Source organism: Enterobacter genomosp. S, assembly GCF_001631805.1.
In the GTDB taxonomy this organism is placed as follows: domain Bacteria; phylum Pseudomonadota; class Gammaproteobacteria; order Enterobacterales; family Enterobacteriaceae; genus Enterobacter; species Enterobacter quasihormaechei.
In genome coordinates this window covers 66,087-87,664 of record NZ_LVVA01000004.1, presented here as the reverse complement: position 1 = coordinate 87,664, position 21,578 = coordinate 66,087, and the positions used below count along the sequence as shown (strand labels likewise).

22 protein-coding genes are annotated in these 21,578 nt (G+C 56.3%); 14 read left to right on the top strand and 8 right to left on the bottom strand.

Going from position 1 to position 21,578, the window contains the following annotated elements:
* Positions 1–169: 169 nt before the first annotated feature.
* The gene (metJ, locus tag A3466_RS05400) at positions 170–487 is read left to right on the top strand and encodes a met regulon transcriptional regulator MetJ (RefSeq protein ID WP_015966498.1); all 318 of its coding nucleotides are present in this window, start codon (positions 170–172) and stop codon (positions 485–487) included.
* A 42-nt stretch (positions 488–529) separates the two neighbouring features.
* Here metJ and A3466_RS05395 read toward each other — a convergent pair whose 3' ends face one another.
* Positions 530–1,210 carry an oligogalacturonate-specific porin KdgM family protein gene (locus tag A3466_RS05395; RefSeq protein ID WP_063449723.1) on the bottom strand — a complete coding sequence of 227 codons (681 nt, stop codon included), beginning with the start codon at positions 1,208–1,210 and terminating at the stop codon, positions 530–532.
* A gap of 320 nt (positions 1,211–1,530) precedes the next feature.
* Complete coding sequence (gene rpmE, locus A3466_RS05390) at positions 1,531–1,743, bottom strand: 50S ribosomal protein L31 (protein WP_003862040.1); 213 nt, start codon at positions 1,741–1,743, stop codon at positions 1,531–1,533.
* 200 nt (positions 1,744–1,943) lie between these two features.
* On the opposite strand from rpmE, the gene priA reads away from it, so the two are divergent.
* The 7 genes from priA to rraA all read left to right on the top strand — a co-directional run bounded on the left by priA (position 1,944) and on the right by rraA (position 9,879).
* Positions 1,944–4,139 (top strand): primosomal protein N', encoded by a 2,196-nt coding sequence (priA, locus tag A3466_RS05385; RefSeq protein ID WP_063449722.1) that lies wholly within the window; start codon positions 1,944–1,946, stop codon positions 4,137–4,139.
* Positions 4,140–4,258: 119 nt separating this feature from the next.
* Positions 4,259–5,284 carry a DNA-binding transcriptional regulator CytR gene (gene cytR / locus A3466_RS05380; protein WP_003862038.1) on the top strand — a complete coding sequence of 342 codons (1,026 nt, stop codon included), beginning with the start codon at positions 4,259–4,261 and terminating at the stop codon, positions 5,282–5,284.
* A 92-nt stretch (positions 5,285–5,376) separates the two neighbouring features.
* A complete protein-coding gene (ftsN, locus tag A3466_RS05375; protein WP_017383099.1) occupies positions 5,377–6,345 on the top strand; it encodes a cell division protein FtsN in 969 nt (322 codons plus the stop codon).
* Between the two features lie 94 nt (positions 6,346–6,439).
* The gene (hslV, locus tag A3466_RS05370; RefSeq protein ID WP_022649795.1) at positions 6,440–6,970 is read left to right on the top strand and encodes an ATP-dependent protease subunit HslV; all 531 of its coding nucleotides are present in this window, start codon (positions 6,440–6,442) and stop codon (positions 6,968–6,970) included.
* A 9-nt stretch (positions 6,971–6,979) separates the two neighbouring features.
* Complete coding sequence (gene hslU / locus A3466_RS05365) at positions 6,980–8,311, top strand: HslU--HslV peptidase ATPase subunit (RefSeq protein ID WP_063449721.1); 1,332 nt, start codon at positions 6,980–6,982, stop codon at positions 8,309–8,311.
* A 63-nt stretch (positions 8,312–8,374) separates the two neighbouring features.
* Positions 8,375–9,301 carry a 1,4-dihydroxy-2-naphthoate polyprenyltransferase gene (gene menA, locus A3466_RS05360; protein WP_102750818.1) on the top strand — a complete coding sequence of 309 codons (927 nt, stop codon included), beginning with the start codon at positions 8,375–8,377 and terminating at the stop codon, positions 9,299–9,301.
* Positions 9,302–9,393: 92 nt separating this feature from the next.
* On the top strand, positions 9,394–9,879 hold the full coding sequence (gene rraA / locus A3466_RS05355) for a ribonuclease E activity regulator RraA (RefSeq protein ID WP_003862032.1): 486 nt from the start codon (positions 9,394–9,396) through the stop codon (positions 9,877–9,879).
* Positions 9,880–9,960: 81 nt separating this feature from the next.
* On the opposite strand, the gene zapB is transcribed toward rraA, so the two are convergent.
* Positions 9,961–10,200, bottom strand: coding sequence for a septal ring assembly protein ZapB (zapB, locus tag A3466_RS05350; protein ID WP_022649799.1), 240 nt, complete (start codon positions 10,198–10,200; stop codon positions 9,961–9,963).
* Between the two features lie 399 nt (positions 10,201–10,599).
* Between zapB and A3466_RS05345 the strand changes: the two genes are divergently transcribed.
* The 4 genes from A3466_RS05345 to fpr all read left to right on the top strand — a co-directional run bounded on the left by A3466_RS05345 (position 10,600) and on the right by fpr (position 14,952).
* The gene (locus tag A3466_RS05345) at positions 10,600–11,445 is read left to right on the top strand and encodes an MIP/aquaporin family protein (RefSeq protein WP_010436934.1); all 846 of its coding nucleotides are present in this window, start codon (positions 10,600–10,602) and stop codon (positions 11,443–11,445) included.
* Positions 11,446–11,466: 21 nt separating this feature from the next.
* The gene (gene glpK, locus A3466_RS05340) at positions 11,467–12,975 is read left to right on the top strand and encodes a glycerol kinase GlpK (protein ID WP_063449719.1); all 1,509 of its coding nucleotides are present in this window, start codon (positions 11,467–11,469) and stop codon (positions 12,973–12,975) included.
* A 123-nt stretch (positions 12,976–13,098) separates the two neighbouring features.
* The gene (glpX, locus tag A3466_RS05335) at positions 13,099–14,109 is read left to right on the top strand and encodes a class II fructose-bisphosphatase (protein WP_063449718.1); all 1,011 of its coding nucleotides are present in this window, start codon (positions 13,099–13,101) and stop codon (positions 14,107–14,109) included.
* A 96-nt stretch (positions 14,110–14,205) separates the two neighbouring features.
* Entirely contained in the window at positions 14,206–14,952 is a 747-nt protein-coding gene (gene fpr, locus A3466_RS05330) for a ferredoxin--NADP(+) reductase (RefSeq protein WP_063449717.1), read from the top strand.
* Here the strand turns inward: fpr and A3466_RS05325 are convergent, their stop codons facing one another.
* Complete coding sequence (locus tag A3466_RS05325) at positions 14,953–15,372, bottom strand: DUF805 domain-containing protein (RefSeq protein WP_063449716.1); 420 nt, start codon at positions 15,370–15,372, stop codon at positions 14,953–14,955.
* A 112-nt stretch (positions 15,373–15,484) separates the two neighbouring features.
* Between A3466_RS05325 and A3466_RS05320 the strand changes: the two genes are divergently transcribed.
* Together A3466_RS05320 and tpiA are read left to right on the top strand one after the other, a co-directional pair.
* Positions 15,485–16,081 carry a DUF1454 family protein gene (locus A3466_RS05320; RefSeq protein WP_063449715.1) on the top strand — a complete coding sequence of 199 codons (597 nt, stop codon included), beginning with the start codon at positions 15,485–15,487 and terminating at the stop codon, positions 16,079–16,081.
* Positions 16,082–16,192: 111 nt separating this feature from the next.
* Positions 16,193–16,960 carry a triose-phosphate isomerase gene (tpiA, locus tag A3466_RS05315; RefSeq protein ID WP_063449714.1) on the top strand — a complete coding sequence of 256 codons (768 nt, stop codon included), beginning with the start codon at positions 16,193–16,195 and terminating at the stop codon, positions 16,958–16,960.
* An 81-nt stretch (positions 16,961–17,041) separates the two neighbouring features.
* On the opposite strand, the gene A3466_RS05310 is transcribed toward tpiA, so the two are convergent.
* The 4 genes from A3466_RS05310 to pfkA all read right to left on the bottom strand — a co-directional run bounded on the left by A3466_RS05310 (position 17,042) and on the right by pfkA (position 21,439).
* The gene (locus A3466_RS05310) at positions 17,042–18,346 is read right to left on the bottom strand and encodes an SLC13 family permease (protein ID WP_063449713.1); all 1,305 of its coding nucleotides are present in this window, start codon (positions 18,344–18,346) and stop codon (positions 17,042–17,044) included.
* 73 nt (positions 18,347–18,419) lie between these two features.
* Positions 18,420–19,163: a CDP-diacylglycerol diphosphatase gene (locus A3466_RS05305; RefSeq protein WP_063449712.1), complete on the bottom strand. Its 744-nt coding sequence runs from the start codon at positions 19,161–19,163 to the stop codon at positions 18,420–18,422.
* A gap of 111 nt (positions 19,164–19,274) precedes the next feature.
* The gene (locus A3466_RS05300; protein ID WP_063449711.1) at positions 19,275–20,264 is read right to left on the bottom strand and encodes a sulfate ABC transporter substrate-binding protein; all 990 of its coding nucleotides are present in this window, start codon (positions 20,262–20,264) and stop codon (positions 19,275–19,277) included.
* 212 nt (positions 20,265–20,476) lie between these two features.
* A complete protein-coding gene (gene pfkA, locus A3466_RS05295; protein ID WP_003862009.1) occupies positions 20,477–21,439 on the bottom strand; it encodes a 6-phosphofructokinase in 963 nt (320 codons plus the stop codon).
* Between the last annotated feature and the right edge of the window lie 139 nt (positions 21,440–21,578).

Sequence of the window (21,578 nt, the reverse complement as noted above, 5' to 3'; positions counted from 1 at the left end):
GCAATGCGCAAATAGCCGTTAAAATTATATGCTTTAGGACACGCTACAGCGGCAATATCCGTGCCTCGGTATCGTCTCTACGGTAAACTACGCAAGAGTACGGTTCAAAACCCGTCAGTTGCCGGTTTTGCGCCTTTAGATTAATGACTGAGAGGATTAAAGGTATCTCATGGCTGAATGGAGCGGCGAATATATCAGCCCATACGCTGAGCACGGTAAGAAGAGTGAGCAAGTCAAGAAAATCACGGTTTCCATTCCTCTGAAGGTGTTGAAGATCCTCACCGATGAACGCACGCGTCGTCAGGTGAACAACCTGCGTCACGCCACCAACAGCGAACTGCTGTGCGAAGCGTTCCTGCATGCGTTTACCGGTCAACCGTTGCCAAACGATGAAGATTTGCGCAAAGAGCGCAGTGATGAAATCCCGGAAGAGGCGAAGGTGATCATGCGTGAACTGGGCATCGACCCGGAGACGTGGGAATACTAACTGCGGTGCGATCCCGCTGAGGGTACTCAGCGGGATGGTTGCTCAGAAGTTGTAGCCTAAGCCTACACGCAGACGCGTCTGTCGGTCGTCAGTGGTAGCGGTGTTGTAGCCGGAAGAGACATTACCCACTTTCACAAATGGCACCCACGAATCGATGTTATACGCCACGCGGAAGTTATATTCATAATCCTCTTTTTTGTTGTTATACAGATCTTCATTGTCGGCGAACTTATAAATTCCGTTCAGTTCGAACATCCAGTTTTCGATATTATATCCCAGCCACATTTCGGGGCGATATACCATACGGTCATCTTTACCGTCTGCATTACGGCGAGTATATTCAGAACGATAACGGAACGCCGTCCACCAGCTTTCGTTAATATTATACTGCACGCGTAAATACGGTTTATAAATAGCCATATCGTCGCCCATTTCAACGGCGACACCCGGCTGCCAGATAAATCCCTGCCAGGTGAACTGATAGCTGGCAGTATATTCGTTGCTGTTGCTCTCCATATTAGTGAGCGCATCATTAGATTGCTTTTCATCGGAGCGTGAGACGGCCTCTACAGCTACCCCAAAGCCCGTACCGAAACGGTGTGACATGTATACACGATCATAGTTACGTCCATCATCGTAATACTCGTGTCGGTAATCCACATACCCCGCCTGCGCCGCGCACGATAGTAATGGAAGCACGAATAACAATTGCTTCAGCTTCATCCTTTTTCCCTCACGTAAATACACCCTGAAAGCCATCGCTGCTCAAATGGCAAATAAGAATATATGTCGAGCGCAGTGTAATTTTACCCGCAGAGGGAAACCTTTTATTTATTGCCATGTAAGGCGATAAAATGGCAAACAGGCCAAGAATACAGAGATAAAGCTCACTATCCGTATAAATAGGATTATATTGAATGACGATGTTTATTTTTCGGGAAATTTAAAATATATATTTAAGGTGGGAATATAAATTTAAAATTAATTCAAGTGAGATATTACAGGCACAAAAAAACCGCCCGGAGGCGGTTTCTTCTGGATGCTTATTTAGCGCCCGGGATGCTGAAACGCTTGTTGAAGCGGTCAACACGGCCACCGGTTGCAACATCACGCTGCTTACCAGTGTAGAACGGGTGGCATTTGCCGCACACGTCCAGGTTCAGATCGTGACCCACGGTGGAGCGGATCTGGATAGAGTTACCGCAAGAGCAGTTTGCAGTAATCATTTCGTATTTCGGGTGAATATCTTTTTTCATGGGAGAACCTCAGTTAAGGCCGCGTCGCTCTTCCAGCCCTAACGCCAGACACCACGCGATGTTGAATGTAAGTTCTTTGGCGTAAAATACACCAAAGGCGGCGAATCATACAGAATTTGACCAACGTATGCAAACTGATCCGCACGCCGCTTTCACTAATGTGTATACTAACGCGCCACTTTTCAAGTCAGGAAGATTCGATGCCCGTCGCTCACGTTGCCCTGCCCGTTCCGCTTCCCCGCACCTTTGACTACCTGCTGCCCGACAGCATGAGCGCCAAAGCGGGCTGTCGTGTGACCGTGCCGTTTGGCAAACAGCAGCGCGTCGGGATCGTCGTGTCCATCAGCGATAAAAGCGAACTGCCCCTTAACGAGCTGAAATCGGTCGTTGAGGTGCTGGACGATGAACCGGTTTACTCTTCAAGTACCTGGCGGCTGCTGCTGTGGGCGGCGGATTACTATCATCATCCGGTTGGCGACGTCCTGTTCCACGCCCTGCCCATCATGCTGCGTCAGGGCAAGCGCGCCAGCCATGCGCCCATGTGGTACTGGTTTGCCACCGAGCAGGGTCAGGCGGTCGACATTAATAGCCTGAAGCGCTCGCAGAAACAGCAGCAGGCGCTGGCCGCGCTGCGTCAGGGAAAAATCTGGCGCCATCAGATCGACGAGCTTGAGGTGAGCGAAACCGCGTTACAGGCATTAAGGAAGAAAGGGCTGAGCGAGCTGGCCAGCGAAGCACCTGCCCTTCACGACTGGCGCGATGGCTTTTCCGTGTCGGGCGATCGCCTGCGTCTGAATACCGAGCAGGCCACCGCCGTGGGCGCGATTCACAGCGCCGCCGATCGTTTCTCCGCCTGGCTGCTGGCGGGCGTCACCGGCTCCGGTAAAACCGAAGTTTATCTGAGCGTGCTGGAAAACGTGCTCGCGCAGGGGAAACAAGCGCTAGTGATGGTGCCGGAAATCGGCCTGACGCCGCAAACCATCGCCCGCTTCCGTGAACGCTTTAACGCGCCCGTTGAGGTGCTGCACTCCGGCCTGAACGACAGCGAGCGCCTCAGCGCCTGGCTGAAGGCGAAAAATGGCGAAGCGGCGATTGTTATCGGCACCCGCTCCTCACTGTTTACGCCGTTTAAAAACCTCGGCGTTATCGTGATTGATGAAGAACACGACAGCTCCTATAAACAGCAGGAAGGCTGGCGCTATCACGCCCGCGACTTAGCCGTGTACCGCGCCCACAGCGAGCAAATCCCCATTATTCTCGGGTCTGCCACGCCTGCGCTCGAAACGCTGCACAACGTGCGCCAGCGTAAATACCACATGCTGCGCCTGACGCGCCGCGCAGGGAATGCCCGCCCGGCCATTCAGCACGTACTGGATCTGAAAGGCCAGCAGGTCCAGGCGGGGCTAGCGCCCGCGCTTATCACCCGCATGCGCCAGCATTTGCAGGCGGGGAACCAGGTCATTCTGTTCCTCAACCGTCGCGGATTTGCCCCCGCCCTGCTGTGCCACGACTGCGGCTGGATTGCCGAGTGCCCGCGCTGCGATCACTACTACACCTTCCACCAGGCCCAGCGCCACCTGCGCTGCCATCACTGCGACAGCCAGCGTCCGGTTCCCCGCCAGTGCCCCTCCTGCGGCTCAACGCACATCGTCCCGGTCGGTCTGGGAACAGAACAGCTTGAACAGGCACTCGCGCCCTTCTTCCCGGACGTGCCCATCTCCCGTATCGACCGGGACACCACCAGCCGTAAAGGAGCGCTGGAGCAGCAGCTGGCGGAAGTGCATCGCGGCGGGGCGCGCATCCTGATTGGCACTCAGATGCTGGCGAAAGGGCACCACTTCCCGGACGTGACGCTGGTCGCCCTGCTGGACGTCGACGGCGCGCTGTTCTCGGCAGATTTCCGCTCCGCCGAGCGTTTCGCCCAGCTTTATACCCAGGTTGCCGGGCGCGCCGGACGCGCGGGTAAACAGGGCGAGGTCGTACTGCAAACGCACCACCCTGAACATCCGCTGCTGCAAACCCTGCTGCATAAAGGCTATGACGCCTTCGCAGACCAGGCGCTGGCTGAACGCCAGACGATGCAGCTTCCCCCGTGGACCAGCCACGTCATCATCCGTGCGGAAGATCATAACAACCAGCAGGCGCCGCTGTTCCTGCAACAGCTGAGAAACCTCCTGCAAGCCAGCCCGCTGGTGGATAATCAGCTGTGGATTTTAGGTCCGGTCCCTGCGCTTGCCCCGAAACGCGGTGGCCGTTTCCGCTGGCAACTCTTGCTTCAGCACCCTTCGCGTATCCGTTTACAGCAGATCGTCAGCGGCACACTGGCGCTGATTAATACCCTGCCGGAAGCGCGAAAAGTGAAGTGGGTTCTGGACGTCGATCCGATTGAAGGCTGAATGCGGATCGAAAAATTTAACTCGCCTCACACTTTTTATGAAAATTCTGTAACCGATTCCATTAACTATCTGTAAAAATGGTGCTGTACGCAGTTCGGTGTTCAGGCGAGGAGAAGACGTTGAAGTCCAGGAAAGAGGTTGCCTCGGCGACCATGAAAGACGTTGCCGAGAAAGCACAAGTCTCAACAGCAACCGTATCCCGCGCATTGATGAACCCTGACAAAGTCTCCCAGGCAACCCGAAACCGGGTTGAAAAGGCGGCGCTTGAGGTGGGTTATTTCCCGCAAGCCATGGGACGCAACGTTAAACGCAATGAATCCCGCACCATCCTGGTGATCGTGCCGGACATTTGCGATCCCTTCTTCAGCGAAATCATTCGCGGCATTGAGGTTACCGCCGCCGCCCAGGGCTATCTGGTGCTGATTGGTGACTGTGCCCACCAGAACCAGCAGGAAAAAACGTTCATCGACCTGATCATCACCAAGCAAATTGACGGCATGCTGCTGCTTGGCTCGCGCCTGCCGTTTGATGCCAGCATCGAAGAACAGCGCAATCTACCGCCGATGGTCATGGCGAACGAGTTTGCACCGGAGCTGGAGCTGCCGACCGTACATATCGACAACCTCACCGCCGCGTTCAACGCCGTGAACTATCTTCAGGAGCTGGGGCATAAGCGTATCGGGTGTATTGCCGGGCCAGAAGAGATGCCGCTGTGTCATTACCGGTTGCAGGGCTACGTTCAGGCGCTGCGCCGTACCGGGGCTATCGTCGATCCGCACTACATTGCGCGCGGTGATTTCACCTTTGAAGCGGGTGGGCAGGCGCTGGAAAAATTGCTGGCCTTGCCAGAACCGCCTACCGCGGTGTTCTGCCACAGCGACGTGATGGCGCTGGGCGCATTATCTTACGCCAAACGTCACGGCCTGCGCGTGCCGCAGGACCTGTCGATTATCGGCTTTGATAATATTTCGCTTTCAGAATTTTGCGATCCGCCGCTTTCGACCGTTGCACAACCGCGGTATGACATTGGCCGGGAAGCGATGCTGCTTTTGCTGGATCAGCTGCACGGTCAGACAGTTAGCAGCGGGTCACGGCTACTGGATTGTGAGCTGATTGTGCGCGGCTCTACCCAGGCATTAACTTAAAGTAAATACCTTTCTACACCCTTATCTGGTCAAAGCCCCGTCGCTTAAGTAACATGGCGGGCTGACGAACGAATAAATACAGCGAAACGATAGTGGCACAACGAGATTATGTACGTCGCGGCCAGCCGGCACCTTCGCGACGCAAAAAGAGTAGTTCAAAAAGCAAGCAACGTAGCCTGTCTGCTGTCTCTCCAGCCATGGTCGCCATTGCTGCGGCCGTGCTGGTGGCCTTTATTGGCGGCCTCTACTTCATTACGCATCATAAAAAAGAAGAGTCTGAAGCCCTTCAGGGCAACAAGGTCGTCGGTAACGGCCTGCCTCCGAAGCCTGAAGAGCGCTGGCGCTACATTAAAGAGCTGGAAAGCCGCCAGCCAGGCGTACGTGCGCCTACCGAACCTTCTGCCGGGGGTGAAGTGAAGAATGCCGATCAGCTAACGGACGAACAGCGTCAGTTGCTCGCTCAGATGCAGGCAGACATGCGCCAGCAGCCTACGCAGCTGAACGAAGTGCCGTGGAACGAACAAACCCCGGCGCAGCGTCAGCAAACGTTGCAGCGCCAGCGTCAGGCTCAGCAGCAAACGCAGCAGCAGCAGTGGACGCAAACGCAGCCGGTACAGCAGCCGCGCACCCAACCGCAGCAACAGACGCGTACCGTGCAAACGCAGCCTGTCCAGCAGCAGCCGAAAGCGCAGCCGCAGAAGCAAACGGCACAGCCGTATCAGGATCTGTTACAGACGCCTGCGCATACCACTGCGCAACAGCCAAAAACGCAGCAGGCTGCCCCGGTCACCAAAGAGACCGAGGCGCCGAAGCAGACGGCGGAGAAAAAAGATGAACGCCGCTGGATGGTTCAGTGCGGTTCATTTAAAGGCGCCGAGCAGGCCGAAACGGTGCGTGCTCAGCTGGCATTTGAAGGATTTGACTCACGCATTACCACCAATAACGGCTGGAATCGCGTGGTGATTGGCCCGGTCAAAGGCAAAGAAAACGCAGACGGCACCATTTCCCGTTTGAAAGTGGCTGGCCACACAAACTGCATTCGACTCGCCTCCGGGGGTTGAAACCCCCGAAATCCCCCCCATCTATCATTTAATTCAGCCCTGAGCACAGGCTCAGGGCTTCTGTTTCCCGAATCTGTAACCAGGGGGTCTGCTCGTGACAACAATAGTAAGTGTACGCCGTAACGGCCAGGTGGTAATTGCCGGTGATGGCCAGGCCACGCTGGGTAATACCGTCATGAAAGGCAACGTGAAGAAAGTCCGTCGTCTTTATAACGACAAAGTGATCGCTGGTTTCGCGGGCGGCACGGCGGATGCCTTCACGCTGTTTGAACTGTTTGAACGCAAACTGGAAATGCATCAGGGTCATCTGGTGAAAGCCGCCGTTGAGCTGGCAAAAGACTGGCGTACCGACCGCATGCTGCGCAAGCTCGAAGCGCTGCTGGCCGTGGCCGACGAAAACGCCTCGCTGATCATCACCGGTAACGGTGACGTGGTTCAGCCTGAAAACGACCTGATTGCCATCGGCTCTGGCGGCCCGTACGCCCAGGCCGCAGCCCGTGCGCTGTTGGAAAATACCGACATGAACGCGCGCGATATCGCGGTGAAAGCGTTGGATATTGCAGGTGATATCTGCATCTATACCAACCACAATCACACCATCGAAGAATTGACCTCCAAAGCGTAAGGATCGCCCATGTCTGAAATGACCCCACGCGAAATTGTCAGCGAACTGAACAAACACATTATCGGCCAGGACAACGCCAAGCGCTCCGTGGCTATCGCACTGCGTAACCGCTGGCGTCGCATGCAGCTCGACGAAGAGCTACGCCACGAAGTAACGCCGAAAAACATCCTGATGATCGGCCCGACCGGGGTGGGTAAAACCGAAATCGCCCGTCGTCTGGCCAAGCTGGCTAATGCGCCGTTCATCAAAGTGGAAGCCACCAAGTTCACCGAAGTGGGCTATGTGGGCAAAGAAGTGGACTCCATCATCCGTGATTTGACCGATTCGGCAATTAAGATGGTGCGCGTCCAGGCGATCGAGAAAAACCGCTATCGCGCCGAAGAGATGGCCGAAGAGCGCATTCTCGACGTGCTGATCCCACCGGCAAAAAACAACTGGGGACAGGCTGAACAGCAGGCTGAACCTTCTGCTGCGCGTCAGGCATTCCGCAAAAAGCTGCGCGAGGGTGAACTGGACGATAAAGAGATTGAGATCGATCTCGCTGCTGCGCCGATGGGCGTCGAAATCATGGCGCCTCCGGGCATGGAAGAGATGACCAGCCAGTTGCAGTCCATGTTCCAGAACCTGGGCGGCCAGAAGCAAAAAGCACGTAAGCTGAAAATCAAAGACGCGATGAAGCTGCTGATTGAAGAAGAAGCCGCGAAGCTGGTTAACCCTGAAGAGCTGAAACAGGACGCTATCGACGCCGTTGAGCAGCATGGTATCGTCTTTATCGACGAAATCGACAAAATTTGTAAGCGCGGCAACGCGTCCGGCCCGGATGTTTCCCGCGAAGGCGTTCAGCGCGACCTGCTGCCGCTGGTAGAAGGTTGCACCGTTTCCACCAAGCACGGCATGGTGAAAACTGACCACATTCTGTTTATCGCCTCCGGTGCGTTCCAGATTGCCAGTCCGTCTGACCTGATCCCGGAACTCCAGGGTCGTCTGCCTATCCGCGTTGAGTTGCAGGCGCTGACCACCGAAGATTTCGAACGTATCCTGACCGAGCCAAACGCTTCTGTGACCGTACAGTACAAAGCGCTGATGGCGACCGAAGGCGTGAACATTGAATTTACCGATGACGGTATCAAGCGCATCGCCCAGGCCGCGTGGCAGGTCAACGAGACCACCGAGAACATCGGTGCGCGTCGTCTGCACACCGTGCTGGAACGCCTGATGGAAGACATCTCTTATGATGCGAGCGACCTTAACGGTCAAAGCATTACCATTGACGCAGACTATGTGAGCAAACACCTGGATGCGTTAGTGGCAGATGAAGATCTGAGCCGTTTTATTCTATAATCGCGTTCAATGCATTTTCATCACTGTTGATGGGGGCTATTGCCCCCATTTTTTATTGGCTAAATAACTATGACTGATATCAGCCGTACGCAGGCGTGGCTCGAAAGTCTGCGCCCTAAAACGCTTCCTCTGGCTTTTGCCGCCATTATTGTCGGCACCGCGCTTGCCTGGTGGCAGGGGCATTTCGATCCGCTGGTGGCAGGTCTGGCGCTCATTACCGCCGGGCTGCTGCAAATCCTCTCTAACCTCGCGAATGATTATGGCGATGCGGTAAAAGGCAGCGACAAGCCTGACCGTATCGGGCCGCTGCGCGGGATGCAAAAAGGGGTGATCACCCAGGCACAGATGAAGCGGGCGTTGATCATCACCGTGGTGTTAATTTGCCTGTCCGGGCTGGCGCTGGTGACGGTCGCCTCGAAAACCACCAGCGACTTCATTGGCTTTCTGGTGCTGGGCCTGCTCGCCATTATCGCGGCCATTACCTATACCGTCGGCACGCGCCCTTACGGGTACATTGGCCTGGGCGATATCTCCGTGCTGGTTTTCTTCGGCTGGCTAAGCGTGATGGGAAGCTGGTATTTGCAGGCACATACGGTGATCCCTGCCCTGTTCCTGCCCGCGACCGCCTGTGGCCTGCTGGCGACAGCGGTGCTAAACATCAATAACCTGCGCGACATCGACAGCGACCGCGAGAACGGTAAAAACACCCTTGCGGTGCGTCTGGGACCGGTGAATGCACGCCGCTATCACGCTTGCCTGCTCATCGGCGCGCTGGTCTGCCTGGCGCTGTTCAACCTGATTTCTCTGCACAGCCTGTGGGGCTGGCTGTTCGTGCTCGCCGCACCGCTGTTGATTAAGCAGGCCCGTTACGTGATGCGTGAACTTAGCCCGGCCGCTATGCCGCCGATGCTGGAACGCACGGTAAAAGGCGCATTGCTGACTAACCTGCTGTTCGTCATCGGGATTGTCTTAAGCCAGACGCTGAGTTAGCTGACAAATATCAATTAACAATTGATGATTTTGCCAACAACGCATTTCGCACGATATACTGAACACATTCGCAGCAACAGAGCGTTAAACCTATGAAATACGATACCTCCGAGCTTTGCGACATCTACCAGGAAGATGTCAACGTCGTTGAACCCCTGTTTTCCAACTTTGGCGGACGGTCGTCATTTGGCGGGCAAATCATCACGGTGAAATGTTTCGAGGACAACGGGTTGCTGTACGATCTGCTCGAAGAGAACGGCCGTGGCCGCGTCCTGCTGGTGGACGGTGGCGGTTCAGTACGCCGCGCACTGATCGATGCAGACCTCGCCCGCCTTGCTGTGCAAAACGAGTGGGAAGGGATTGTGGTCTACGGCTCCGTGCGCCAGGTGGACGATCTGGAAGACCTGGATATCGGTATTCAGGCCATTGCCGCCATTCCGGTTGGCGCAGCGGGTGAAGGCATCGGCGAAAGCGACGTGCGCGTCAATTTCGGCGGCGTAACCTTCTTCTCCGGCGACCACCTTTATGCCGACAATACCGGGATTATCCTTTCCGAGGATGCGCTGGATATTGAGTAGTTAATCGGTAAGCGAGCTCTATAAAAAAGCCGGGTGGCGGCTTCGCCTTACCCGGCCTACTCAATTCATTCCCAAAGGAAATCAGACTTCTTCCATACGTCCCAGCAGCGCCTGCAAGCGATCCTGCCAGCCGTTCTGCTGTTCGCGCAGCTGGTTGTTTTCGCGCTCCAGTTCTTCGCGGCTGTGCTGAGCGTTCTGAACTTCCTGAGACAGGGAGTTGTTCTTCTCTTTCAGCTCTTCAATTTCCATTTGCAGCAGCGTGATGGTGTCAATCGCCTGCTGTACTTTCGATTCCAGTTTCTCAAACACTTCTAAAGACATGATCCTACCTCTCCTGAATTGCAAGGCGACGCTTTAAGATAAACGCGCACAACATATGTTCCGATTGTATGGAGCGCCGTCGCCCCTGTCCAGCGGCATGCCACGCAGATCGCGGTTTGCAACACTTTTCGGCCTCGTCCTGGTGCGTTCGCCGCATATACCCCTAAGTTGTTAACCCATAAGTTAAAGAAATGATTCAGCCCACAATCATTATCTGATGCAAAAACGCGCTTTATGGCGCGAAAACGCTCATTTTATTGACACAGACCACACATTTCGATTTCGATATTTCTCGTTTGTGCTCGTTAACGATAAATTAACACTGTGTCTACAGGACACCGTGACTGTCACGGGCGGTCACGCAAACAATAAACATTACTCTTTTGCAGGATTCCGATTATGAGTCAGACATCAACCTTAAAAGGCCAGTGCATTGCCGAGTTTCTGGGTACCGGGTTGTTGATATTCTTCGGAGTAGGCTGTGTCGCTGCACTGAAAGTGGCGGGTGCCAGTTTTGGTCAGTGGGAAATCAGTATTATCTGGGGTCTGGGCGTGGCGATGGCCATCTACCTAACCGCAGGCGTTTCCGGCGCACATCTTAACCCGGCGGTGACCATCGCATTATGGCTGTTCGCGTGCTTTGACGGACGCAAAGTTGTCCCTTTCATCATTTCACAATTTGCCGGCGCCTTTTGCGCAGCGGCGTTAGTTTACGGGCTTTATTACAATCTTTTCATCGACTTCGAGCAGACGCACCACATGGTGCGTGGTAGTGTCGAAAGTCTTGATCTGGCGGGCATTTTCTCAACTTATCCGAATCCGCATATTAATTTTGTGCAGGCGTTCGCAGTTGAAATGGTGATAACCGCTATTCTGATGGGCGTCATTATGGCGCTGGGCGACGACGGAAACGGCATTCCGCGCGGCCCGCTGGCGCCGCTGCTGATTGGCCTGCTGATTGCGGTTATCGGTGCGTCGATGGGGCCGCTGACCGGCTTTGCGATGAACCCGGCGCGCGATCTGGGCCCAAAAACCTTCGCCTTCTTTGCCGGATGGGGCGACGTCGCCTTCACTGGTGGCAAGGACATTCCTTACTTCCTGGTTCCGCTGTTCGGGCCAATCGTAGGGGCAGCGCTGGGCGCATTCGGCTATCGCAAATTGATTGGTCGCCACTTACCGTGCGACACCTGTGTGGAAGAGGAAAAAGAGACGACTTCCACCGCACAACAAAAAGCTTCGCTGTAATCTGACTACGGGACACATACCATGACCGAAAAAAAATATATCGTTGCGCTCGACCAGGGCACTACCAGCTCCCGCGCTGTCGTAATGGATCACGACGCGAACATTGTCAGCGTGTCTCAACGCGAATTTGAGCAAATTTATCCGCGTCCAGGCTGGGTAGAACACGACCCAATGGAGATCTGGGCGTCACAAAGCTCCACGCTGGTGGAAGTGCTGGCAAAAGCCGACATCAGTTCTGACGAGATTGCCGCTATCGGTATCACCAACCAGCGTGAAACCACCGTTGTCTGGGAGCGCGAAACCGGTAAGCCTATCTACAACGCCATTGTCTGGCAGTGCCGCCGCACGTCAGAGATCTGCGAAAAGCTGAAGCGCGACGGGATGGAAGAGTACATCCGCAGCGCAACCGGTCTGGTCATTGACCCCTATTTCTCCGGCACCAAAGTGAAGTGGATCCTCGACCATGTGGAAGGTTCACGCGAGCGCGCACGACGTGGCGAGTTGCTGTTCGGCACCGTCGATACCTGGCTTATCTGGAAGATGACTCAGGGACGCGTTCACGTCACCGACTACACCAACGCCTCGCGCACCATGCTGTTCAACATCAACACCCTGGAGTGGGATGACAAGATGCTGGACGCGCTGGACATTCCGCGCGCCATGCTGCCACAGGTGCGTAAATCTTCAGAAGTGTACGGCCAGACCAACATCGGCGGTAAAGGCGGCACGCGTATTCCTATCGCCGGTATCGCCGGTGACCAGCAGGCGGCGCTGTTCGGCCAGCTGTGCGTTAAGGAAGGGATGGCGAAGAACACGTACGGTACCGGCTGCTTTATGCTGATGAACACCGGTGAGAAAGCGGTGAAATCAGAAAACGGTCTGCTGACCACCATCGCCTGCGGCCCACGCGGTGAGGTGAACTATGCCCTGGAAGGGGCGGTATTCATGGCGGGCGCCTCCATTCAGTGGCTGCGCGACGAGATGAAGCTGATCAGCGATGCGTTTGACTCCGAATACTTCGCGACTAAGGTAAAAGACACCAACGGCGTATACGTGGTGCCCGCGTTTACCGGTCTGGGCGCACCGTACTGGGATCCGTACGCCCGCGGCGCGATTTTCGGCCTGACGCGTGGTGTGAACTCAAACCACATCATCCGTGCGACCCTGGAATCCATCGCCTACCAGACGCGCGACGTGCTGGAAGCGATGCAGGCTGACTCCGGCATTCGTCTGCACGCCCTGCGCGTGGACGGCGGCGCGGTGGCCAACAACTTCCTGATGCAGTTCCAGTCCGACATTCTGGGCACCCGCGTTGAGCGTCCTGAGGTGCGAGAAGTGACGGCGCTTGGCGCGGCGTATCTGGCAGGCCTGGCGGTTGGCTTCTGGCAAAACCTCGATGAGCTTCAGGAAAAAGCGGTAATCGAACGCGAATTCCGTCCTGGGATCGAAACCACCGAGCGCAACTACCGCTACAGCGGATGGAAGAAAGCGGTGAAACGTGCCCTGGCATGGGAAGAGCACGACGAGTAAGCCTATATTCCCTCTCCTCTGGGGAGAGGGTTAAGGTGAGGGGCTCCGACCGCACCGGCCCCCTCGCCCCTCTCCACTCTGTGATAAACTTCGTGCAATTCCTTTTGATTGTACGAGTACCTCATGAAACGTGAACTTGCTATCGAGTTTTCCCGCGTCACCGAAGCTGCCGCCCTTGCAGGCTATAAGTGGCTGGGTCGTGGCGACAAAAATACCGCAGACGGCGCAGCCGTCCACGCCATGCGCATTGTGCTTAATCAGGTCAATATCGACGGTACTATCGTCATTGGCGAAGGCGAAATCGACGAAGCCCCGATGCTCTACATCGGTGAAAAAGTCGGGACCGGCAAAGGCGATGCGGTAGATATTGCGGTCGACCCGATTGAAGGCACGCGCATGACGGCGATGGGCCAGGCCAATGCGCTGGCGGTGCTGGCCGTGGGCGATAAAGGCTGCTTCCTCAACGCGCCGGACATGTACATGGAAAAGCTGATTGTCGGCCCAGGCGCGAAAGGCGCAATCGACCTCAGCCTGCCGCTGGATGCCAACCTGCGCAATATCGCGGCGGCGCTGGGTAAACCGCTCAACGAACTCACCGTGACCATTCTGGCGAAACCGCGCCACGACGCCACCATCTCTTATCTGCAAGCACTCGGCGTGCGCGTGTTTGCCATTCCGGATGGCGACGTAGCCGCCTCTATTCTGACCTGCATGCCGGACAGCGAAGTCGACGTGCTTTACGGCATCGGCGGCGCGCCGGAAGGCGTGGTCTCTGCGGCAGTAATCCGCGCGCTGGACGGTGATATGCAGGCGCGCCTGCTGCCACGCCATGAGGTTAAAGGCGACAGCGACGAGAACCGCCGCATCGGTGAAGACGAGCTGGCGCGCTGTGCCGCGATGGGCATCGAAGCCAATAAAGTGCTCGCCCTGAGCGATATGGCCCGCAGCGATAACGTGGTCTTCTCAGCGACTGGCATCACCAAAGGCGATCTGCTGGACGGCATCACCCGCAAGGGCAACATGGCCACCACCGAAACCCTGCTGATCCGCGGTAAATCCCGCACCATTCGCCGCATTCAGTCCATTCATTATCTCGATCGCAAAGACCCGGACGTGCAGACGCACATTCTGTAAAACCGTTTGATCGATAGAGCTTTCCGGCCCGAATAGGCTGGAAATGTTTCCCACAAGTACGGAAGATAGAAGAGAGACACAGCACAGGAGAAGATCATGGCGGACTGGGTAACAGGTAAAGTCACAAAGGTACAGTTCTGGACCGATGCGCTATTTAGCCTCACGCTGCACGCGCCCGTTCATCCGTTTACCGCCGGGCAGTTTGCAAAGCTCGGGCTGGATATCGACGGTGAACGCGTACAGCGCGCCTACTCTTACGTTAACGCGCCTGATAACCCGGATCTCGAGTTCTATCTGGTCACCGTTCCGGACGGCAAGCTCAGCCCGCGCCTTGCTGCGCTGAAACCGGGCGATGAGGTGCAGATTGTCAGCGACGCGGCAGGCTTCTTTGTGCTGGATGAAATTCCGGATTGTGAAACGCTCTGGATGCTGGCGACCGGTACGGCCATCGGCCCTTATCTCTCTATCCTGGAGTACGGCAAAGATCTGGAGCGCTTTAAGAACATCGTGCTGGTCCACGCCGCGCGTTACGCCGCCGACCTGAGCTATTTGCCGCAGATGCAGGCGCTGGAACAGCGTTACGGCGGGAAATTAAAGATTCAGACGGTGGTCAGCCGCGAAACCGCAGCCGGCTCGTTAACCGGCCGCGTTCCGGCGCTGTTTGAAAGCGGCGCGCTGGAAGAGGCAGTGGGTTTACCGATGAATACCGAAACCAGCCACGTGATGCTGTGCGGCAACCCGCAGATGGTGCGCGATACGCAGCAGCTGCTGAAAGATACCCGGCAGATGACGAAGCACCTTCGCCGCCGGCCGGGCCACATGACCGCTGAACACTACTGGTGATCAGCGGTACTTCACCTCAAGGGTATCTTTACCGTATTTGTTCTCGCTCTGGGTGCCGATAAACGCGCCCAGTTCGACAACCATCATCACAAAGATAACCGTCGGCAGCAGTCTGCCCACCACCCACGGGAGGATGGAAGGCAGCATCGCCCAGTTCCCCGCCACCAGCATCCACGCCAGGATAATCAGGAAAGCCCATGCGCCGGAACGGCCACGATCGTGCAAACGCTTCACCACCACCGCCGCAGTTGGCCACAGCAAACAGACCAGCGCAAACGCCGCAGTTTGCGTGCTCAGCCAGGCGTTGTAGGCAACGAAAAACAGAAGCAGCATGGCGATAAGCCACGCTGCCATCCAGATCCAGAAGTCACGGCGTCCAATACGCCCTTTGAATGAAAACAGCCACTGCTGTATGGTCATGTAAGGTTCCTTATTATTGTTTAGCCCGCATTTTACCCTGGAGTTGTGACCTTTTGACAAGCCAACCAGATATCGTTTTAATCATGGGCAATGACGGCCAGGGGCAATGTTGATGAAAAGTTCGGCACACTCTCTTTATTTGTGTTTAGCGATGCTGAGCGCCAGTTTCCCCCTGTTCGCTGCGGAAACGGCCTCCCCGGTCACCGCGCCCTATCTTCTGGCGGGCGCCCCCTCTTTCGATCAATCTATCAGCCAGTTCCGCGAGGCCTTCAACAAAGAAAACCCCTCGCTTGCGCTGGGGGAGTTTCGTGCGATTGACGGTGCCCGCGATACGCCGACCCTGACCCGCGCCGCCAGCAAAATTAACGAGAATCTGTATGCTTCCACTGCCCTTGAGCGCGGAACGTTAAAAATCAAAAGTATGCAGATCACCTGGCTGCCGATTCAGGGGCCAGAGCAGAAAGCGGCGAAAGCGAAAGCGCTGGAGTACATGAGCGCCATCCTGCGCGCCTTTACCCCCACCTTCACCAAAGCGCAGAGCCAGCAAAAGTTGCAAAAATTGCTTACCGCCGGGAAAAACAAACGCTATTACGCCGATACGGAAGGCGCCGTTCGCTATGTCGTCGCAGACAACGGCGAAAAGGGGCTGACCTTCGCGGTTGAACCGATTAAGCTGGCGTTATCAGACGCACTCGAGGGGGCGAATTAATGACAAAAAGCAAAGCCTTTCGAGGGAAAATCTCTATACTGATTCACAGACCATGCTGCCCTTAAGGGTGGCCATATTCCTTAATTCGCTTATTGAGCGTGGAGAATTGAAATGCGACATCCTTTAGTGATGGGTAACTGGAAACTGAACGGCAGCCGCCACATGGTAAACGAACTGGTTGCTAACCTGCGTAAAGAGCTGGCTGGCGTGACCGGCTGCGCGGTTGCTATCGCTCCGCCGGATATGTACCTGGATCTGGCTAAACGTGCCGCTGACGGCAGCCACATCGTGCTGGGCGCGCAGAACGTTGACGTTAACCTGTCCGGCGCATTCACCGGTGAAACCTCCGCTGAAATGCTGAAAGACATCGGCGCGAAATACATCATCATCGGCCACTCCGAGCGTCGCACCTACCACAAAGAATCTGACGAGTTCATCGCGAAGAAATTCGCCGTGCTGAAAGAGCAGGATCTGATCCCGGTGCTGTGCATCGGTGAAACCGAAGCTGAAAACGAAGCGGGCAAAACCGAAGAAGTGTGCGCGCGTCAGATCGACGCCGTGCTGAAAACGCAGGGCGCGGCAGCGTTCGAAGGCGCGGTTATCGCTTACGAGCCAGTCTGGGCGATCGGTACCGGCAAATCTGCAACTCCTGCGCAGGCTCAGGCGGTGCACAAGTTCATCCGTGACCACATTGCGAAAGCAGACGCGAAAGTGGCTGAGCAAGTGATCATCCAGTACGGCGGTTCCGTTAACGCATCCAACGCTGCTGAGCTGTTCACCCAGCCAGACATCGATGGCGCGCTGGTTGGCGGCGCATCCCTGAAGGCTGACGCTTTCGCGGTGATCGTTAAAGCAGCAGAAGCGGCTAAGCAGGCGTAATTGCCTTTGTGGCGGGTGGCGCTTCGCTAACCCGCCCTACGGTTCTGTAGGCCCGGTAAGCATCAGCGCCACCGGGCTTTTTTACAGGCGTCCCAGCAGGCTAAACCACAGATAATCCAGCGGCAGCAGCACTAGATACGTCGCTATCGCCAGCGCCAGGCAGAGCACCATCCCCGCCTTCGCAGGCACTTTCCCTAAGCCCATCGCCACCACAATCGGCGACGCCTGATACGGCAGCAGCGGCGTGGAATACCCCAGCACCTGAATCATGATCACCGACAGCAGCGGGAAGCCGGTCGCGTCCGAAAAGCTCTGCGCCAGCGTGGTGTACAGCGCCGGAACGCCGTTGGCGGTCATAATGAAGTTGAGCGCCGTGGTGATCCCCGTCAGCGCCAGGAAGCTGATAAACGGTTTGTCTGCATCCAGCGGCATGATATGCAGCAACGCCTCCCCCACTGCCGCTCCAATACCGGTTTGCGTCACCGTAATCGCCAGCCCGAGAATACCCGCGACGTAGATACAGGTACGCATATTCACCCCGGCGGAGAACTCCTCGCCGGTAATAAAACCAATGCGCGGTAGCATGACGATGACCGAGGCTGCCAGCCCCGTCCACGCTGGGCCCACGCCGTGCCAGCTCTCCGTCACCCACATCACCAGCACCGCCGCCAGCAGCCAGGCGAGCCGTTTTTCGTCACGCCCCATCGGTTCCGATGGCGCCAGATCCTTCGCCGGTTTCGGGCTGCCGGGGAACAGCCAGCAGATCAGGCCAATCAGGATCAGGCCTTTGAGAATGCCCAGCACCGGCGTGTGCAGCAGCAAATAAGGGACATAATTGAGGTGGATACCGTATGAACCCTCCGCCGCGCCGCTCATCACCAGGTTGGGAACATTGGCGGGCAGGATGGTGGCCGAAAGCTGAAAGGTGCCAAAGCCTACGGCAAGCGCGAGGCCAAACCACGCCCGCGAGCCATCAGGAATGCCGGCCCGCTTCGCCATTGCGGCAACAATTGGCATCAGCAGGGCAATACGCCCCATGTTCGAGGGCATGACGAACGCCAGGGCATAGCTCAGGAGCACAACGCTCGCCACCATCAGCACCCAGGAGTCGGTAAGCTTTGCCGACAGCGCCCGGGCGGCCCTGTCCGCCAGGCCGGTTTTCCGGATCGCCACGCCGAGCACAAAGCCGCTGAACACCAGCCAGAAAGCCGACGAGGCAAAGCCGCCGAAGATCGCCTCCGGCGGGGCGATTCTGGCGGTCATCGCCGCCGTGAAGAACAGCAGCGCGGTAATAAATTCTGGCAACAGCGACGTCGCCCACAGCACGATGGTGACGCCGACGATCAGCGAGGGAAGCAGCAGAGGATGCGTTAACCAGAGCGACATGCCTGTCTCCTGTAGAATTTTTCAGCAAGTCTACGGCGACAGGCAGGGCGAGTAAACGCTATTTATGGTGGGGTCACTTCAGGATATCGCATTGATGATCCTGTAATTCCTCAGCCGACGCGCGGTTAAAGGTCAGCAGGTTACGCTCGGTCGCCAGCAGTACAAACGAGCCGTCCGACTGCTGCGCCATCGCCAGCGCGAAGCGTCCCATATGGTCGCGGGCTTCCGGCAGCTCTTCCGCCAGCATCATAAACGGGCTGCGCTGCACCAGTTCATTCTCCGTCACCCGACGGGCAAGGTACTCATGCCCTTCCAGCCCGCCGGGGAAAGGTAGCCACTGGGTGCTGATTTGCCCCTGCGCCGCGTTCAGCTTCTCGCGCACGTCCGGGCGCAGGCAGGAGATGTGGATATGGAAATGGTTTTGCGTGCGCCCGGTCGGGGAGTTGATGGTCAGCGAAATGGCGCTGTCAGGCACGTCGGCCCCCCGCTTCATGCTCATAAAGTTACGCGACTGCCACGCCAGCCAGAAGAAATTCGGCGTCTGAGGCTCAGTCAGCAGCGGGCTTTCGGTGCCGTTAATACGGTACGTGGGCATCAGGAGGTATTGCAGCGGCCCGTTGCGGTCTTTAAACACCACGTAGCCAGCGTCCGGCTTCACCTGTGCACACGGTGCCGGGTTCCGGTTTTGCAGCTGGTTGGGCACACACTGGTCGAGCACGATATGGCGCAACGCATTCGGATTACCCGCTTTCATCCAGTACACGCCGCCTGCGGCAAGGGCGATAACGATCAGAATCAGTAAGATAATTTTTTTCACAACGCGTTCCCTGTTTTCAGTAAAGGCAAAAGAGTAACGCAAAATGATGACCAAATAAAAAACCCGGCGGATTTCTCACACCGGGTTACCGTGTCGTGCTTTGTGAAACGCCTAGCGCTTGCTGATTTGGTCGAAGGTGCCGCCGCTGGAGAAATGCTCTTTCTGCGCTTTGGTCCAGCCGCCAAAAACATCATCGATCGTAAACAGCTTCAGTTTCGGGAAGGCGTTCTCGTATTTCTTCGCGATGGCCTCATCGCGCGGGCGATAGAAGTTTTTCGCCGCAATTTCCTGACCTTCCGGTGAGTAAAGGTACTTCAGGTAGGCTTCCGCCACCGCTTTGGTCCCTTTCTTATCAACAACCTTATCGACTACGGAGACGGTCGGTTCAGCGAGGATGGATTCGCTCGGGGTCACGATTTCAAACTTGTCTTTACCCAGCTCGTGGGTTGCCAGCAGGGCTTCGTTTTCCCAGGCGATCAGCACGTCGCCGATGCCGCGCTCAACGAAGGTATTGGTTGCGCCGCGCGCGCCGGAGTCCAGCACCTCGACGTTTTTGAACAACGCTTTCACGAATTCCTGTGCTTTCGCCTGGTCACCGTTGTTGTGGTGCAGCGCATAGCCCCAGGCCGCCAGGTAGTTCCAGCGTGCGCCGCCGGAGCTTTTCGGGTTCGGCGTGATGACCGACACGCCCGGTTTCACCAGGTCGTTCCAGTCCTTAATCTGTTTCGGGTTGCCTTTACGCACCAGGAAGACAATGGTCGAGGTGTAGGGTGCAGAGTTGTCCGGCAGGCGTTTGATCCAGTTTTTGTCGATACGGCCGCGCTCCGCAATGGCGTCCACATCGTAAGCCAGCGCCAGGGTAACCACATCGGCTTCAATGCCGTTGATCACCGATGTCGCCTGCTTACCGGAACCGCCGTGAGACTGGCGAACCACCACGTTATCGCCGGTTTCCTGCTTCCAGTGCGCCGCAAAAGCTTTGTTGTACTGGTCGTACAGCTCACGCGTCGGGTCGTACGACACGTTCAGTAACTGAATGTCCTTTGCCAGAACGCTGGTCGATGCCAGCAATAATGTTAACCCCACGCCCCATTTCTTCATCGCCCAGCTCTCTTATGCAGTGTTTTGATGAATGCAGCGTGCCAGAAAGCTAACCGATGATTAAAGAATAAAAAAAGATTGGCTATAACGTGGAGGAATAAAAAAGGAGGGGCACAAAAAAGCCGGGTGGCGGCTTCGCCTTACCCGGCCTACATTTGTCGCTACGTAAGCCCGGTAAGCGCAGCGCCACCGGACATAACAAACACAACGAATCAGTACAGTTTTTTCGCGCAGTCCAGCCAGTCACCTTTGAACGGACGCTTCATGTTTTCAATGGCGTCGATGATGTCATGGTGAACCAGTTTCTCGTTCTGAATACCAACGCAGCGGCCGCCGTGGCCCTGAAGCAGCAGCTCAATCGCGTACGCACCCATGCGGGACGCCAGGATACGGTCGTATGGGCCCGGGGAACCGCCGCGCTGAATGTGACCCAGAACGGTCGCGCGGGTTTCGCGTTTGGTTTCGGTTTCGATGTACTTCGCCAGTTCGTCAACGTCACAGATGTGCTCGGTGATGGCAACGATCGCGTGTTTCTTACCTTTCGCGATACCGGCTTTGATCTCAGCGACCAGATCTTCACGGCTGAATTCCACTTCCGGAACCACCACGAACTCACAGCCACCGGCAATTGCCGCCGCCAGAGTCAGGTCACCGCAGTAACGGCCCATCACTTCAACGATGGAAATACGCTGGTGAGAGGAAGAGGTGTCACGCAGGCGGTCAATCGCTTCCACAACGGTGCCCAGCGCGGTGAAGTAACCGATGGTGTAGTCGGTGCCTTTAATGTCGTTATCGATGGTGCCAGGCAGGCCGATACACGGGAAGCCCATTTCCGTCAGACGTTTTGCACCCATATACGAGCCGTCGCCGCCGATAACCACCAGCGCGTCCAGGCCACGTTTTTTCATGTTTTCGATAGCCACTTCGCGGATGTGTTCGTCACGGAATTCCGGGAAGCGCGCAGAACCGAGGAAAGTACCGCCACGGTTGATCATGTCAGACACGCTGTAGCGGTCCAGCTGAACCATGCGGTCTTCATACAGGCCCAGGTAACCGTCATAGATACCAAAAACTTCCAGACCTTCCGTCAGCGCTGCACGGACAACCCCACGGATTGCCGCGTTCATGCCCGGCGCATCACCGCCGCTTGTCAACACACCGATTTTCTTAATCATGACTACCTCTGAACTTAGGAATGCAAAATTGAAATCTGCTGCCGGAAGAAACTGTTCAACCGTCGAATACTGCAAATAGTATATCAATCCCTTCCAGCTGAATTGATTCAGGTCAGGCCATATGGTGGTAATTTATCCA